Origin of the sequence: Paraburkholderia phenazinium, assembly GCF_900141745.1 — a bacterium.
GTDB lineage: Bacteria > Pseudomonadota > Gammaproteobacteria > Burkholderiales > Burkholderiaceae > Paraburkholderia > Paraburkholderia phenazinium_B.
Genome location: NZ_FSRM01000001.1, coordinates 315,354 through 331,193, shown reverse-complemented (window position 1 = coordinate 331,193; position 15,840 = coordinate 315,354). Strand labels below are relative to the sequence as shown.

Annotated in this window: 17 protein-coding genes; 14 read left to right on the top strand and 3 right to left on the bottom strand. The window is 60.6% G+C overall.

Features of this window, described 5'->3' with window-relative positions; all coding sequences use genetic code 11:
• Positions 1-8: 8 nt before the first annotated feature.
• The 9 genes from infA (at position 9) to dsbD (ending at position 6,059) form a co-directional block, all read left to right on the top strand.
• Complete coding sequence (gene infA / locus BUS06_RS01605) at positions 9-227, top strand: translation initiation factor IF-1 (protein WP_004521905.1); 219 nt, start codon at positions 9-11, stop codon at positions 225-227.
• A gap of 20 nt (positions 228-247) precedes the next feature.
• A complete protein-coding gene (gene rpmJ, locus BUS06_RS01600; protein ID WP_004199844.1) occupies positions 248-364 on the top strand; it encodes a 50S ribosomal protein L36 in 117 nt (38 codons plus the stop codon).
• A gap of 41 nt (positions 365-405) precedes the next feature.
• Positions 406-771 carry a 30S ribosomal protein S13 gene (rpsM, locus tag BUS06_RS01595; RefSeq protein WP_006052223.1) on the top strand — a complete coding sequence of 122 codons (366 nt, stop codon included), beginning with the start codon at positions 406-408 and terminating at the stop codon, positions 769-771.
• A gap of 28 nt (positions 772-799) precedes the next feature.
• A complete protein-coding gene (gene rpsK / locus BUS06_RS01590) occupies positions 800-1,204 on the top strand; it encodes a 30S ribosomal protein S11 (RefSeq protein ID WP_006052224.1) in 405 nt (134 codons plus the stop codon).
• Between the two features lie 154 nt (positions 1,205-1,358).
• Positions 1,359-1,982: a 30S ribosomal protein S4 gene (gene rpsD / locus BUS06_RS01585; protein WP_074262694.1), complete on the top strand. Its 624-nt coding sequence runs from the start codon at positions 1,359-1,361 to the stop codon at positions 1,980-1,982.
• 124 nt (positions 1,983-2,106) lie between these two features.
• Positions 2,107-3,084 carry a DNA-directed RNA polymerase subunit alpha gene (locus BUS06_RS01580; protein WP_027199071.1) on the top strand — a complete coding sequence of 326 codons (978 nt, stop codon included), beginning with the start codon at positions 2,107-2,109 and terminating at the stop codon, positions 3,082-3,084.
• Positions 3,085-3,268: 184 nt separating this feature from the next.
• Positions 3,269-3,661, top strand: a complete 393-nt coding sequence (gene rplQ / locus BUS06_RS01575) for a 50S ribosomal protein L17 (protein WP_074262693.1) — start codon at positions 3,269-3,271, stop codon at positions 3,659-3,661.
• Between the two features lie 171 nt (positions 3,662-3,832).
• Positions 3,833-4,165: a divalent-cation tolerance protein CutA gene (gene cutA / locus BUS06_RS01570; protein WP_074262692.1), complete on the top strand. Its 333-nt coding sequence runs from the start codon at positions 3,833-3,835 to the stop codon at positions 4,163-4,165.
• On the top strand, positions 4,158-6,059 hold the full coding sequence (dsbD, locus tag BUS06_RS01565) for a protein-disulfide reductase DsbD (RefSeq protein WP_074262691.1): 1,902 nt from the start codon (positions 4,158-4,160) through the stop codon (positions 6,057-6,059). The genes cutA and dsbD overlap by 8 nt, the downstream gene beginning before the upstream one ends.
• A gap of 179 nt (positions 6,060-6,238) precedes the next feature.
• On the opposite strand, the gene hemB is transcribed toward dsbD, so the two are convergent.
• Together hemB and yihA are read right to left on the bottom strand one after the other, a co-directional pair.
• The gene (hemB, locus tag BUS06_RS01560) at positions 6,239-7,237 is read right to left on the bottom strand and encodes a porphobilinogen synthase (protein WP_074262690.1); all 999 of its coding nucleotides are present in this window, start codon (positions 7,235-7,237) and stop codon (positions 6,239-6,241) included.
• Positions 7,238-7,494: 257 nt separating this feature from the next.
• The gene (gene yihA, locus BUS06_RS01555; RefSeq protein ID WP_074262689.1) at positions 7,495-8,157 is read right to left on the bottom strand and encodes a ribosome biogenesis GTP-binding protein YihA/YsxC; all 663 of its coding nucleotides are present in this window, start codon (positions 8,155-8,157) and stop codon (positions 7,495-7,497) included.
• Between the two features lie 214 nt (positions 8,158-8,371).
• Here yihA and BUS06_RS01550 point away from each other — a divergent pair, with 214 nt between their 5' ends.
• The 5 genes from BUS06_RS01550 to msrQ all read left to right on the top strand — a co-directional run bounded on the left by BUS06_RS01550 (position 8,372) and on the right by msrQ (position 14,459).
• Positions 8,372-9,025: a c-type cytochrome gene (locus BUS06_RS01550; protein ID WP_074262688.1), complete on the top strand. Its 654-nt coding sequence runs from the start codon at positions 8,372-8,374 to the stop codon at positions 9,023-9,025.
• Between the two features lie 128 nt (positions 9,026-9,153).
• On the top strand, positions 9,154-11,358 hold the full coding sequence (locus tag BUS06_RS01545) for a cytochrome c biogenesis protein ResB (protein WP_074262687.1): 2,205 nt from the start codon (positions 9,154-9,156) through the stop codon (positions 11,356-11,358).
• 4 nt (positions 11,359-11,362) lie between these two features.
• A complete protein-coding gene (gene ccsB, locus BUS06_RS01540) occupies positions 11,363-12,577 on the top strand; it encodes a c-type cytochrome biogenesis protein CcsB (protein ID WP_074262686.1) in 1,215 nt (404 codons plus the stop codon).
• Between the two features lie 166 nt (positions 12,578-12,743).
• A complete protein-coding gene (gene msrP, locus BUS06_RS01535) occupies positions 12,744-13,751 on the top strand; it encodes a protein-methionine-sulfoxide reductase catalytic subunit MsrP (protein WP_074262685.1) in 1,008 nt (335 codons plus the stop codon).
• A 12-nt stretch (positions 13,752-13,763) separates the two neighbouring features.
• On the top strand, positions 13,764-14,459 hold the full coding sequence (gene msrQ, locus BUS06_RS01530; RefSeq protein ID WP_074262684.1) for a protein-methionine-sulfoxide reductase heme-binding subunit MsrQ: 696 nt from the start codon (positions 13,764-13,766) through the stop codon (positions 14,457-14,459).
• A 112-nt stretch (positions 14,460-14,571) separates the two neighbouring features.
• Here msrQ and lysA read toward each other — a convergent pair whose 3' ends face one another.
• Entirely contained in the window at positions 14,572-15,834 is a 1,263-nt protein-coding gene (lysA, locus tag BUS06_RS01525; RefSeq protein WP_074262683.1) for a diaminopimelate decarboxylase, read from the bottom strand.
• Positions 15,835-15,840 lie beyond the last annotated feature (6 nt).

Here is a 15,840-nt window from a genome sequence, read left to right as displayed (position 1 = left end):
AAGGACTTATGGCCAAAGACGATGTGATCCAGATGCAGGGTGAAGTCATCGAAAACCTGCCTAATGCTACCTTCAGGGTGAAGCTGGAAAACGGCCATGTCGTATTGGGACACATATCCGGCAAGATGCGGATGCACTACATCCGAATCCTGCCGGGCGACAAGGTGACGGTTGAATTGACGCCTTACGATCTGTCGCGTGCGCGGATCGTGTTCCGGGCGAAGTGATTTGAAAAAAGGGTAATATCATGAAAGTGATGGCATCGGTTAAGCGCATTTGCCGCAATTGCAAGATCATCAAGCGCAAAGGCGTTGTGCGCGTGATTTGCAGCTCTGATCCGCGCCACAAACAGCGTCAAGGCTGAACGCCGCGCTTTTGCTTGCGCTTTTTGTTTGAGGAAAAACAATGGCTCGTATCGCAGGGGTTAACATCCCGAATCACCAGCATACCGAAATTGGCCTGACGGCGATTTACGGTATTGGCCGCACGCGCTCGCGCGACATTTGCGTCGCTGCTGGTGTGGCATTTTCGAAGAAGGTCAAGGACCTGAACGACGCAGACCTCGAAAAGCTGCGTGAAGAAGTCGGCAAGTTCATCGTCGAAGGCGATCTTCGCCGTGAAACGACGATGAACATCAAGCGGCTGATGGATCTGGGCTGCTATCGTGGCGTGCGTCACCGCAAGGGCTTGCCCCTGCGTGGCCAACGCACGCGTACGAATGCCCGTACGCGCAAGGGTCCGCGTCGTGCAGCGCAATCGCTGAAGAAGTAAGCGGAACTGACAGTTACAGGAAAACGTAATGGCTAAGGCTTCGAACAACTCCGCGGCGCAACGCGTTCGCAAGAAGGTCAAGAAGAACGTCGCCGAGGGCGTGGTTCACGTTCACGCGTCGTTCAACAACACCATCATCACGATCACCGATCGTCAGGGCAACGCACTCGCCTGGGCAACGTCGGGTGGTCAGGGCTTCAAGGGTTCGCGTAAATCGACCCCGTTTGCAGCCCAGGTGGCAGCTGAATCGGCTGGCCGTGTGGCGATGGAATACGGCGTGAAGAACCTCGAAGTGCGGATCAAGGGCCCTGGCCCTGGCCGTGAGTCCGCGGTGCGCGCGTTGCATGGTCTTGGCATCAAGATCACCGCGATCTCCGACGTGACGCCGGTACCGCACAACGGCTGCCGTCCGCCGAAGCGTCGTCGTATCTAAGACGCTTGTTTCGCTAGCGCCTGTTGCCGCCGGGTAGTGTGCCGGCGACGACGGGCTGCTTGCGTTATTGAATTGACTAAGCCCACCGTTCGACCCAAAGGGTTCGGACTAGCGTGAACGCGAGTTCACGTGATCAATCATTGAAGGAATCAACGTGGCACGTTATATCGGCCCTAAGGCCAAGCTGTCCCGCCGTGAAGGCACTGACCTCTTCCTGAAGAGCGCCCGTCGTTCGCTGGCTGACAAGTGCAAGCTTGACAGCAAGCCTGGCCAACATGGCCGCACTTCGGGTGCCCGTACGTCCGACTACGGCACGCAGCTGCGCGAAAAGCAAAAAGTGAAGCGCATCTACGGCGTTCTCGAGCGCCAGTTCCGCCGTTACTTCGCTGAAGCCGACCGCCTCAAGGGCAACACGGGTGAAAACCTGCTGCAATTGCTCGAGTCGCGTCTCGACAACGTCGTGTATCGCATGGGCTTCGGTTCGACGCGCGCTGAAGCGCGTCAACTCGTCGGCCACAAGGCGATCACGGTGAACGGCGTCGTCACCAACATCCCGTCGCTGCAAGTTAAGGCAGGTGACGTGGTTGCGGTGCGTGAACAGGCCAAGAAGCAAGCGCGTATTCTCGAAGCGCTGTCGCTGGCTGAGCAAGGCGGTCTGCCGAGCTGGGTCGCTGTCGATTCGAAGAAGTTCGAAGGCACGTTCAAGAGCAAGCCGGAACGCAGCGATATCGCTGGCGATATCAACGAAAGCCTGATCGTCGAATTGTATTCGCGGTAATCGGATTGGCGGCCGGGGCACCCTGATTGCGATGCGCAAGGGGGCGCCTCGGCTGTTTATTTTCAGGTTGTTACCGGTCAGCCTTATCGGTGTAACGAGCCGAGGGTATTGAAAAGGAAAACCTATGCAAACCAGTTTGTTGAAGCCCAAGATTATCGCAGTTGAATCGCTTGGTGAGAGCCATGCGAAAGTGGTCATGGAACCGTTTGAACGCGGTTACGGCCACACCTTGGGTAACGCGCTCCGGCGCGTACTGCTGTCGTCGATGATCGGCTACGCGCCGACCGAAGTGACGATTGCAGGCGTGGTTCACGAGTATTCGACGCTCGACGGTGTGCAAGAGGACGTAGTCAACCTGCTGCTGAACCTGAAGGGTGTCGTGTTCAAGTTGCATAATCGTGACGAAGTGACGGTTACGCTGCGCAAGGAAGGCGAAGGCGTTGTCACCGCCGGTGACATCGAACTCGCGCACGATTGTGAAGTGATCAATCCGGATCACGTGATTGCGCATCTGTCGAAGGGCGGCAAGCTCGACGTTCAGATCAAGGTCGAAAAGGGCCGCGGTTATGTGCCGGGCAACGTGCGTCGCTATGGCGAAGAGTCGGCCAAGATCATCGGCCGTATCGTGCTGGACGCTTCGTTCTCGCCGGTTCGCCGTGTGAGCTATGCCGTGGAAAGCGCGCGTGTCGAACAGCGTACCGACCTCGACAAGCTCGTCATGAACATCGAAACCAACGGTGTGATTTCACCGGAAGAAGCGATTCGTCAATCGGCACGTATTCTGGTCGATCAGCTGTCGGTGTTCGCTGCGCTGGAAGGCACGGAAGCTGCGGCTGAAGCGCCTTCGCGTGCGCCGCAGATCGATCCGATCCTGCTGCGTCCGGTGGATGATCTCGAACTCACGGTTCGTTCCGCGAACTGCCTGAAGGCCGAGAACATTTACTACATCGGCGACCTGATCCAGCGCACGGAAAACGAACTGCTGAAGACGCCGAATCTGGGCCGCAAGTCGTTGAACGAAATCAAGGAAGTACTGGCGTCGCGTGGTCTGACGCTCGGCATGAAGCTCGAAAACTGGCCGCCGGCTGGGCTGGACAAGTAAGCGCGAGCTTATTGAGTATTCATCCGCGACGAAAGTCACCGCGGCACGACTGGCACGGACGCGGATTTTCCTTTAAAATCCGCGTCTTGCCTTTTTTAACTACCGGCCCGTGCACTCGCAAACCTCCGGGTTTGCCGAGCGCGATAGAAGAGCTGGACCAAAACTTTGAATCGAAGGAATTGAAATGCGTCACCGTCATGGTCTGCGGAAACTGAACCGCACGAGCAGCCACCGTCTGGCAATGCTCCGTAACATGTCCAACTCGCTGATCGAGCACGAAGTCATCAAGACGACGCTGCCGAAGGCGAAGGAACTCCGTAAAGTCGTCGAGCCGCTGATCACGCTCGGCAAGAAGCCGTCGCTGGCAAATCGTCGTCTGGCGTTCAACCGCCTGCGCGATCGTGACTCCGTCTCGAAGCTGTTCGACGTGCTCGGCCCGCGCTTCGCAAACCGTCCGGGTGGCTACCTGCGCATCCTGAAGTTCGGTTTCCGCGTTGGCGACAATGCACCGATGGCACTGGTCGAATTGATGGACCGTCCGGAAGTCGAAGAAGTTGAAGTGCAAGAAGCTGAATAAGCTTCCCGCATCGCTGAGAAGGCCAGACGAAAGTCTGGCCTTTTTGTTTGTGGACGCAGACAGAATCAGACCGTAGCTAATCAAGCGGCAGCATGCCGGGCGCCTGCCTGCGGCCGACCGAGTCCGGTGATACGATAGCAACACGCGTTTTCCACCCTGCCGGAGTTATCCGTGACCTCGAATGTGACGCTGATCCTGACGACCGTGCCCGATGCGGACACGGCGCAGAAGCTCGCCACACAGGCGCTGGATGCACGCCTTGCCGCTTGCGTCAGCCAGCAGGGAGTGATCCATTCGACCTACCACTGGCGGGACAAGCTCGAGTCCGCCGATGAGATCCAGCTACTCTTCAAAACGAGCGCGGCACGGGCTCTGGAACTCGAGTTATTCATCGAGAAACATCATCCGTACGACACCCCCGAAATCCTCTGCTGGCAAGCCACGGCCTCTGTAGCTTACGGCCAGTGGGTCATTGCTGAGACTCAACGCCCTGTTCATGTTTAATGCTCTTCACCGACGGGGGCGCGATTCCCTGCGCGCGGCCGTGCTGTTCGTCTCCTGCCTGCTGGTAGTCCTGATGTCCGCTGCTGGCGCGGCGTACGCCGACGACGATTTCCTGGATCCGGCTGTTGCCTTCAAATTCAGCGCAACCGAACAGCCTGGCGAAGTGCTTGTTCACTACAAGATCGCGGACGGGTACTACATGTATCGGGAGCGGTTCTCCTTCGCGACCCGCAACGGAGCCGTGACGATCGGCGATCCACAATTGCCCGCCGGCCACGTCAAGTTCGATCAAACGTTCGGGAAGAATGTCGAAACCTACCGGAACGAGTTGACCATTCGCGTCCCGGTAAAGCAGGCCGCGGGGCCCTTCGATCTCGCGGTGACTTCGCAAGGTTGCGCCGACGCGGGTATTTGCTATCCGCCGATGGAGCGCGTGTATCACGTCGAAGGCGCCGCGCTGCACGCCGCTAGCGTCTCGCCCACCCCCGCAGTCACCACTCAAACGGCAAACAACGCCGACGTAGCAAACACCTCCTCGTGGTACGAACGCACAACCAGCGCTGACTACGCGCAGTCGCTTTTGCAGGGCGGCAGCTTCTTCACGATCATCGGCCTGTTCTTCGTCGCCGGCGCTGTGCTCAGCCTGTTGCCGTGCTCGTATCCGATGATTCCGATCCTGTCGGCCATTATCATCGGCGAAGGGGCACGTGTGACGCGTGGTCGTGGCTTCGCGCTGTCGCTTGCTTATGTAATCGGTATGGCGCTCGTCTATACCGTGCTCGGTATCGCCGCGGCGCTTGTGGGTCAGAGCCTCGGCGCATGGTTGCAGAATCCGTGGGTATTGGGTGCATTCGGTGTGCTGCTGACGGCGTTCGCAGTGACGCTGATCGCCGGTTACGACATTGCCTTGCCGCAACGCTGGCAGGACGGTGCGTCGCGCGCATCGCAAGGGCGCTCCGGTGGCAAGTTCGCGGCGGTGGCGGCGATGGGCGCGCTGTCCGCGCTGGTCGTCGGCGCTTGCATGACGGCGCCGCTGTTCGCGATCCTGGCGTTTATCGCCCACACAGGCAACGCCGTGCTCGGTGCGGCCGCGCTGTTCTCGATGGGTATCGGCCTGGGCGTTCCGTTGTTGATCATCGGCTTGGGCGCAGGTACCTTGCTGCCGCGTGCGGGTGTGTGGATGGACGGCGTGAAGATCTTCTTCGGGGTAGTGCTGCTCGCCGCCGCGTTGTGGATCGTTTGGCCAGTGCTGGGTGCGACTGCGCAAATGTTGCTGAGCGCGTTATGGCTGCTGGTCGCCGCGGCCTCTCTCGGACTGTTCTCGCCACCGGCTGGCGCCAGTTCCGTGTGGCGTCGACTTGGTCGGGGTCTGGGCGTCGCGCTGACCGTCTGGGCCGTGGTGGTGCTAGTTGGTCTCGCGGCCGGATCGTCGGATCCGCTCAAGCCGCTCGCAGTACTGGCCGCGCGCGGCGGCCCTGGTGATGTGGCCGGCGTCCCTTCGGGGGCAGCGAATGCCGCTACTGCTGCAGACAGTCTCACGTTTGCCCCGGTACGCTCGTCGACCCAGCTCGACCAGGCCGTAAAGGCCGCTGCCCAGCCGGCGATGCTCGACTTCTACGCGGACTGGTGCGTGAGCTGCAAGGAAATGGAGAAATTCACCTTCAGCGACCCGCGCGTACATGCCCGGCTGCAGCAACTCAACCTGCTGCGCGCGGACGTGACTGCCAACAACCCCGATGACCAGACTTTGCTGAAGCGCTTCAAGCTGTTTGGGCCTCCGGGCATCATCTTCTTCGACCCGAGCGGAGCGGAGGTGCTGCGCGTCGTCGGCTACGAGTCGGCCGACACGTTCCTGCACAGCCTCGACCGCCTGGCCACGCCGCCGCAATCGTAGTCGCCGCGGCCCTGACAAAGCACGCCGTCGCAAACAGCACGCGAGACTTTCAGCCATTAAAAAAGCGGAGACCCGCTCCCGGTGCCTCCGCTTTCATCAAACTTCAAACCTGCTGCACAGCGTCTGCGTCTGACATCATCGCTCGTCACGAGGCGCCCAACCCAGCGCCTCAGCCCGCCTCACTTTTGCGCGCGCAAAATCCGCGCAGCGTCCAGCGCAAAATACGTCAGCACGCCATCTGCGCCCGCCCGCTTGAACGCCAGCAGCGATTCCATCATCGCCTTGTCGTGATCGAGCCAGCCGTTTTGCGCGGCCGCCTTGAGCATCGCGTACTCGCCGCTCACCTGATACACATAAGTCGGAAAGCGGAACTCGTCCTTCACGCGACGGACGATATCGAGGTACGGCATGCCGGGCTTCACCATCACCATGTCCGCGCCTTCTTCGATGTCCGCACGCACTTCGCGCAGCGCTTCATCCGAATTCGACGGGTCCATCTGATAGGTCATCTTGTTGCTCTTGCCGAGGTTCGTCGCGGAACCGACGGCGTCGCGGAACGGCCCGTAGAACGCCGACGCGAACTTGGCCGAGTAGGCCATGATCCGTGTATGAATGTGATCCTCGCTCTCGAGCATTTCGCGGATCGCGCCGATACGCCCGTCCATCATGTCCGACGGTGCCACGATATCCACGCCCGCTTCCGCCTGTGCGCGGGCCTGCTCGACGAGGATCTCGACGGTCACGTCGTTGATCACATAGCCCGCTTCATCGATCACACCGTCCTGGCCGTGGCTCGTGTAGGGATCGAGTGCAACGTCGGTAAGAACGCCTAGCTCCGGGAAATGCTTTTTCAGTTCGCGGACGGCGCGCGGAATCAGACCGGCTTCGTTGGTCGCCTCGCGGCCGTCCGGTGTTTTCAGCGACGGTTCGATCGCCGGAAACAGCGACAGCACTGGCACGCCAAGCGCGACGCACTGTTCGGCCACGCCCATCAGCAGATCGACCGACACGCGTTCCACGCCCGGCATCGACGCCACGGCTTGCCGCACGTTGGTGCCTTCTACGACGAACACGGGGTAGATCAGGTCGTTGGTGGTGAGGATGTTTTCGCGCATGAGACGGCGCGAGAAGTCGTCACGGCGCATGCGGCGCGGACGGTGATGCGGATAGAAGCTCATATCGAATGTCTTGGATTGCGTGGAGATGGTGAGGCAACAGCGCGTGCCTGAGCCTGCTGAAAACTCTTTTCGAGACAATGGTATATCATACCGATCGAGCAAGGCGCCATGCGCTGACCTCCCCGCTTCTCCTCCCTGAGCGGGTGCCTGTCGTTTTTCGATTAGGCTGTTTGGCCCGCCGTCAGTTGCGGCGGGTTTTTTTATGGGCGAACGAAAAAGAGCCCAGACCAGGTTAATCCCCAGCCTGGCAGCGGAAGCTATTCGGACGCGACCACGCCGTCCGCGCTGCCCGCATCCTCAGGAACGAGCCAGCTTTCAATCAGCTCGTGAGCCTCGTCCAGACCGACCCGCTTGAGGGCCGAGAACAACTGGGCGGTCAACTCTCCCCTATAGCCAGCGGCCGTATATTCGGCCAGACCCTTGTGGGTGGCCCGCAGGGCGTTGATGCTCTCTTGCCGCGTCAATTTGTCGCACTTTGTCAGCAGGGTGTGGATCGGCTTGCCGGTCGGCGCAAACCACTCGATCATCACCCGGTCCAGATCGGTGAGCGGGCGGCGCGAGTCCATCATCAGGATCATGCCGCGCAGTTGCGATCGCTGCTGCAGATAGCTGGACAGCAACGCCTCCCAGTGCGCCTTGGCGGCGCCGGGCACTTCCGCGTACCCATAACCGGGCAAATCCACCAGGTGGGCCACTGGCTCGGCTGCAGGCCCTACCGAGAAGTAATTGATATGCTGGGTACGGCCCGGTGTCTTACTGGCGAAGGCGAGACGCTTCTGGTTGCACAGCAGATTAATCGCCGTCGACTTGCCCGCATTCGAGCGTCCCGCAAACGCGATTTCGGGTTGCGGGGTGGCCGGCAGATCACGCAAGTGATTGACGGTCGTAAAGAAGCGGGACTGGTGGAGCAGGAAGGACATGGGGGAACCAGAATATGAGACGCCGGGGAACCCGGGGTGGGGACGGGTCAAGCCCGACTGGCGTCTAAGCGATTAGCGAGTTATTGTACAATATGATGGTTTACTGAATTTACTGAAGACCTGAGGAGGGGCCAGCGCGCGTGCCTCTGCGGTAAATCGGTCGCCGTCGTTTTGCAGAACCTCTAATTCCCACAAGACGAAACAGGGTGTGCGAATGAATCGACTGTGCAAAGCACTGATGGTATTTCAAGTAGCGGCAGGTCTTTCAGGTTTAGCAGTTCAGGCGCGAGCAGCAGATCCGGCAAAACCGGACGTCAATCGGGGACAGGCAATTGCGACGCAGGTTTGCGCGTCGTGTCACGGCGCCGACGGTAATAGCACCGGCGGGGCGTATCCCAAGCTGGCCGGCCAGCACCCCGAATATCTCGTCAAGCAGTTGATGGATTTCAAAACCCAGCCCGGTGCCAAGCAGCCTGCGCGTAATAATGCGATTATGGCCGGCATGGCCGCAGCGCTGTCCAGCCAGGATATGGTTAACGTTGCCGCGTATTTTGCGGCGCAGACGCCGAAGCCCGGTTACGCACACGACAAGAACACCGTCCCGCTAGGCGAGAAGATTTATCGCGCGGGCATCGCCGAGCGCGCTGTCCCGGCGTGTGCAAGTTGCCATGGTCCTACAGGCCAGGGCATTCCGGTGCAGTATCCGCGTCTGTCGGGGCAGTGGGCGGAATATACGGTGACGCAGTTGAACGCGTTCACGCAGGGCCCGGGCGCGCGCAACAACAGCGACCCGATGCATACCATTGCGTCACGGCTGTCGGATAGCGATATCAAGGCTGTGGCCGATTACATCGCGGGCTTGCATTAGGAAGTCCGCACGCAAGTGCAACCGGCCCAGCGAGGCCGGTGAAAAAACAAGAAAAGGGTGATGGCGTCGCTCGCTTCGTGCGTCAGCGGCGGCCGTTCACCCTTTTTTGCTGTTCTGTCGGAGTGTGAATGAGCGTCACCACGTCGGGTATTGAAATAACGTCGGGCCAGCGGCCCATGCGTCGCGTTATCGAGTTGATGAGTTCGATGCGATTCGCCATCGCGCTGCTGGTGATTCTGGCGATCGCGAGCATCATCGGCACCGTCCTCACCCAGGACGATCCGTATCCCAACTACGTCAACCAGTTCGGCCCCTTCTGGGCGGATATCTTCCGCTCGCTGAGCCTGTACACCGTGTACAGCTCCTGGTGGTTCATGCTGATCCTCTGCTTCCTGATGGTCTCGGTGTCGCTCTGCGTGATCCGCAATGCGCCGAAGATGGTCGCGGATATGAAGAGCTGGAAGGACAAGGTCCGCGAATCGAGCCTGCGCGCGTTCCACCACAAGGGCGAATTCGCCGTCGGCAGCTCGCGTGAGCAGGCCACGGCCACGCTGGCGAAACTGTCGGGCCGGCTCGGCTACAAGTTCGTCACGCGGGAATCGGAAGGCGCGACGCTGATCGCGGCCAAGCGCGGTGCGCTCACCAAGCTCGGCTATATCTCGGCTCACATTGCGATTGTCGTCATCTGCCTGGGCGGCCTGCTCGACAGCAATCTGCCGATCAAGCTGCAGATGTGGATGTTCAACAAGACACCCATCAACAGTAACACGGTGATCAGCGACATTCCGCCCGAACACCGTCTGTCCCAATCCAATCCGACGTTCCGCGGCTACGCATGGGTGCCGGAGGGCGAGCATGTCTCGACGGCGATCCTGAACCAGCCGAATGGCTCGTTGATCCAGGACTTGCCGTTTTCGATCCAGTTGAACAAGTTCATCGTCGATTACTACTCGACCGGCATGCCGAAGCTGTTTGCGAGCGATATCGTCGTGATCGATCACAAGACCGGCCAGAAGATTCCGGCACGGGTCGAAGTGAACAAGCCGTTCGACTACGACGGTGTATCGATCTACCAGTCGAGCTTCCAGGATGGCGGCTCGCAGATGCAGATGACCGCCTTCCCGATGTCGGGCACCAGCGCCAAAACGGCTCCGTTCAGCGGCACGATCGGCAATTCGGTGCCGTTGGGTAATGCGGTGCCTGGGGCGGACGGCCAGACGATCGAATTCGCCGATTTCCGCGCCATCAACGTGGAGAACATCTCGAACGGCAGCGGCGCCAATGACGCGCGCGGCGTCGCACACCAGACGCTGAAGGAAGCCTTCGACGAGCGGCTCGGTTCAGGCGCCAAGACCTCGAAGCCTCTGGATCTGCATAACGTCGGCCCATCGGTGCAATACAAGGTGCGCGGCAAGGACGGTCAGGCGCGCGAGTACAACAACTACATGCTGCCGGTCGACGTGGGTGGCGAGAAGATGTTCCTCGCCGGCATGCGCATCAACCCGGACGATCCGTTCCGCTATCTGCGGATCCCCGCCGACCAGGGCGGCACGGTCAACGAGTGGATGAACCTGCGCGCCGCGCTCGAGAATCCGGCCACGCGCGCCGCGGCGGCGCACCGTTTCGCGCTGCGCTCGGTGCCGGCATCGAACGCGGACCTGCAGCAGCACCTCGAAGAAAGCGCGTTGCGCGTCCTGACCCTCTTTGCGGGTGGCGACAGCAGCGTCGGCATGATGCAGGGCGGCCAGAACATCGGTGGTTTCCAGGCGATTGCTGCCTTTATCGACCATTCAGTGCCGAAGGGCGAGCAGGAAAAAGCGGCCTCGCTGCTGCTGCGCATGCTCGAAGGCTCGACCTGGGACGTATGGCAACTGGCCCGCGAACAGGCCGGCGAGCCCGACGCGACGCCCTCCGCGGACACGAGCCTCTTTATCCAGAGTTCGATCAATGCGATATCTGACAGCTTTTTGTATGGATCGCCGGTCTATTTACAGCTCGACTCATTCAAGCAGGTGCAAGCTTCGGTATTTCAGTTGACGCGCGCGCCGGGCAAAAAAGTCGTGTATCTTGGCAGCCTGCTCCTCGTATTGGGCATCTTCTCGATGTTCTACGTCCGCGAACGGCGCCTCTGGTTCTGGATCAAAGATACCGATCACGGTACGAACGTCGTGATGGCGATGTCGAGCGCGCGCAAGACGCTCGACTTCGACAAGGAGTTCGCCCAGACGCGCGACGCTGTCGGCGCTGTGCTGGGTGCCAAACCCAGTGACGCTGCCGAGAATGGCGGCACCTCCGGCGCACCGTCCGCAGGTTCACAAGATACGACCCGGTAAGATCATGGACTTGACTCAGGTTTCCTCATCTCCTTCGCGCGGCAACGCGTCGGCCAAGAACGCGGCAGCCAGTCCGGCGCAGCACCCGGCGCTGCTCGACGAACGCTCGTTTCTGAAGCGCCTCGGCGCTTTCGACTGGCTGTTCGCTCTGGCGATGGTCGCGGGTGCGGGTTTCGCGCTGTGGCGCTATCACCCGTACATGAATTACTACGACAAGCTGATCCTGGTGTGCGCGGTGCCGGTGTTCGTAACGCTCGGCTGGCGCTGGAAGCCGGCGCGTCTCCTGATCGCCGGAATCGCGGTGCTGTCGCTGTTCGCGATCCAGACCTATCAGGGCGATCTGGCGCGCGCCGATAGCGCGTTCTTCCTCAAATATTTCCTGTCGAGCCAGTCCGCGATTCTGTGGATGAGCGCGTTGTTCGTGCTGGCCACGCTGTTTTACTGGATCGGCCTGGTGTCGCGTTCGCCCACGGGCGCCGCGATTGGCTCGAAAATGACGTGGGCTGCGGTGCTGATGGGCTTCGTCGGCCTGATGGTGCGCTGGTACGAGTCATACCTGATCGGCTCCGACGTCGGGCATATCCCCATCTCGAATCTGTATGAAGTGTTCGTGCTGTTCAGCCTGATTACCGCGCTTTTCTACCTGTATTACGAGCAGCACTACAACACCCGCGCGCTCGGCGCGTTCGTGTTGCTGGTGATCAGCGCCGCAGTCGGCTTCCTGATGTGGTACTCGATTTCCCGCGATGCGCAGCAGATCCAGCCGCTCGTGCCGGCGCTGCAAAGCTGGTGGATGAAGATTCACGTGCCGGCTAACTTCATCGGCTACGGCAGCTTTGCGTTGTCGGCGATGGTCGGCGTCGCGTACCTGGTCAAGGAAAACGGCATGCTGGCGGACCGCCTGCCGCCGCTCGACGTGCTCGACGACCTGATGTACAAGTCGATCGCGGTCGGTTTTGCGTTCTTCACCATTGCCACGATCCTCGGTGCGCTTTGGGCTGCGCAGGCTTGGGGCGGTTACTGGAGCTGGGACCCGAAGGAGACCTGGGCGCTGATCGTCTGGCTGAACTACGCAGCGTGGCTGCACATGCGGCTCATGAAGGGCCTGCGTGGCGCCGTCGCGGCGTGGTGGGCGCTCACGGGCCTGCTGGTCACGACGTTCGCGTTCCTCGGCGTCAACATGTTCCTCTCCGGGCTGCATAGCTACGGCAAGCTGTAAGATCTGCGTTTCTGAACCGACAAAGAACCGCCGAGTGCTTCGCACCGGCGGTTTTTTCTTTGTGCATGGAATTTTGGTGCATCCAGAGTGTTCGCCAGAACAGTACCTATGGATGAGTAGTCGAACCATCATCAACACAGCCCGCCGGGCCAGCAGGAGCAGCACCATGTGGATAAAGCGAAGCGACAGGATTGCACTGCAGGGCGACGATATTGCTCCGAGTGAAATCACGCCGAAACGCGTGTACGAGAGCCAGCGCGAGAACCGTCGACGCGTCCTGCGGGCGGCCGGTGCGGCGGCGATGGGCAGTTTGCTCGGCGTGAGCGGCGAGGCGCTCGCCGTGTACTCGTCGCCGGATGCGAAAGGACCTAAGCTGGCGGCGAAGACCAATCCGAAATTTGTCGCGACGGATAAGGTCACGCCTTACAAGGACATTACCACCTACAACAACTTCTACGAGTTCGGAACCGACAAGAGCGACCCCGCGCAGAATGCCGGCACATTGCGCCCGCATCCGTGGCGGGTGAGCGTTGAAGGCGAAGTGAAGAATGCCAAGGTGTTTGACATTGACGATCTCCTGAAGATGGCGCCGCTCGAGGAGCGGGTATACCGGCATCGTTGCGTGGAGGGCTGGTCGATGGTGATGCCGTGGATCGGATTTCCGCTTGCGGAACTCATCAAGCGAGCCCAGCCGAACGGCAATGCCAAATACGTGCAGTTCATCACGCTTGCTGATCCGTCGCAAATGCCCGGCCTGTCCACGCCAATTCTGGACTGGCCGTACTCGGAAGGCTTGCGGATGGACGAAGCGATGAACCCGCTGACCTTGCTGACGGTGGGTCTGTACGGCGAAGTGCTGCCCAATCAGAACGGTGCGCCGCTGCGGATCATCGTGCCGTGGAAATACGGCTTCAAGAGCGGCAAGTCGCTCGTGAAGATCCGCTTCGTCGACAAGCAGCCGGCCACGAGCTGGAATACCTACGCGCCGAACGAATACGGCTTCTACTCGAACGTGAATCCGAATGTCGATCATCCGCGCTGGAGCCAGGCCACCGAGCGGCGGATTGGCGAAGATGGGTTCTTCACGCCGAAGAGAAAGACGCTGATGTTCAACGGCTACGGCGATCAGGTCGCATCGCTGTATCAGGGCATGGACCTGAAGAAGAACTTCTAGGCGGGAATTGCGATGGCCTCCTCTGAAACACCAACCGTGTCTGAACCCGCTTCGCGTCGGCAGCCACCCGCTGCAAAGCGCTCCGCCGCAGCGGGCGGCCGCTGGGTGGTGCCGGCGAAGATCGCTGTATTCGTGGCGGCGTGGTATCCGCTCGCGCGAATCGTGTTCTTCGGCTTGACCGACCGGCTCGGGGCCAACCCGATCGAGTTCATCACCCGGTCAACCGGTCTGTGGACGCTGGTGTTCCTGTGCATCACGCTCGCCGTGACGCCGCTGCGCCGCTTGACGGGAGTGGCTGCAGTGCTGCGTTTCCGGCGCATGCTGGGTCTGTACACGTTCTTCTACGCCACGCTGCATTTCACGACCTATGTGTGGTTCGACAAATGGTTCGATGTGGCGGCGATCCTGAAGGATATCGGCAAGCGGCCCTTCATCATGGTCGGCTTCGCGGCGTTTCTTCTGCTCCTCGCGCTGGCTGTGACCTCGCCGCGCGCGATGGTGAGAAAGCTTGGCCGCCGCTGGCAGACGCTGCACCGCGCGATCTATGCGATCGGGGTACTCGCGATCCTGCATTTCTGGTGGATGAAATCCGGCAAGCACGATTTGCTGCTGCCGAAGATTTACGGCGCGGTAATGGTTGCGTTGCTGGGCTGGCGGCTGCTTGTGTGGTTGCGCGCGCGTGGAGCGACGTCGGCTGGGAAGAGGTGACGATGTTTCGCTGACGATGCTCGTAGTCTCAGCCAGCTTTCAATAAAGAAGGCGATGCCGCAGCGGCATCGCCTTCTTGTTTTCAGCTTATGGAGCGTCTGCCTTTGCGCGTTTAATCCGGCAGGACGGTTTCGCCGGAAAACAGCTGCTTGACCTCTTCGCGCGTGCGGACCACATACGCTTTCTCGCCGTCGACCATGACTTCGGCCGCCCGCGGACGCGTGTTGTAGTTCGAGCTCATCACGAAACCGTACGCACCGGCCGAACGCAAGGCGAGCAGATCGCCCGGCTCGATTGCGAGCAGGCGCTCGCGGCCCAGCCAGTCGCCGCTTTCGCAAACTGGGCCGACCACGTCATACACATGCGCCGGGGAGTCGCGCTTCACCACCGGTTCGATGCCGTGGTACGCCTCGTACATTGCCGGGCGCGCGAGATCGTTCATCGCGGCGTCGACGATGGCAAAGTTCTTTTCCGCACCGGGCTTCAGAAACTCGACACGCGTGAGCAGCACACCGGCATTGCCGACCAGCGAGCGCCCCGGCTCGAAATACACTTCACGATGCCCGTGACCGCGTGCTTCGATGTGATCGAGTACCGTACGCACGAACTCGCCGATATCCGGCGGCGTTTCGTCGTCGTAGGTGATGCCAAGACCGCCGCCCACGTCGATGTGACGGATCGATAAACCGTCCGCCTCGATCTGTCCGACCAGCTCCAGCAACTTGTCCACTGCGTCCAGATACGGCGCGATTTCGGTAATCTGCGAGCCGATATGGCAGTCGATCCCCACCACCTCGAGGTGCGTCATCGCTGCAGCCGCGCGATAGGTGGCGCGCGCCTCGTCGAACGCCACACCGAACTTGTTCGACTTCAGTCCGGTGGAAATATACGGATGCGTTTTTGCGTCGACGTCGGGATTCACGCGCAGCGAGACGGGGGCTGTCTTTCCCACCGAGGCGGCAACTGCATTCAGGCGGTCGAGCTCCGGAATCGACTCGACGTTGAAGCATTTGACACCCGCCTTCAGCGCTTCGCGCATTTCGTCAGCGCTCTTGCCGACGCCCGAAAACACCACGTTTTCCGCTTTGCCACCGGCGGCAAGCACGCGTGCGAGTTCGCCGCCCGAGACGATATCGAAGCTCGCGCCAAGTCTTGCAAACACGTTCAACACGGCGAGATTGCTATTTGCCTTGACGGCGACGTGCACGGTGGCGCGGCGGCCCGCACATGCGCCGGCGTAGGCCTGCCATGCGTCGGTCAACGCCGCGCGCGAATAGACGTACAGCGGCGTGCCGAACTGCTCGGCAAGGGAAACGGCGGAAACGCCTTCGGTGTGCAATACACCGTCGACGTAGGCAAATGCGGATCGAGTCATGCGAAA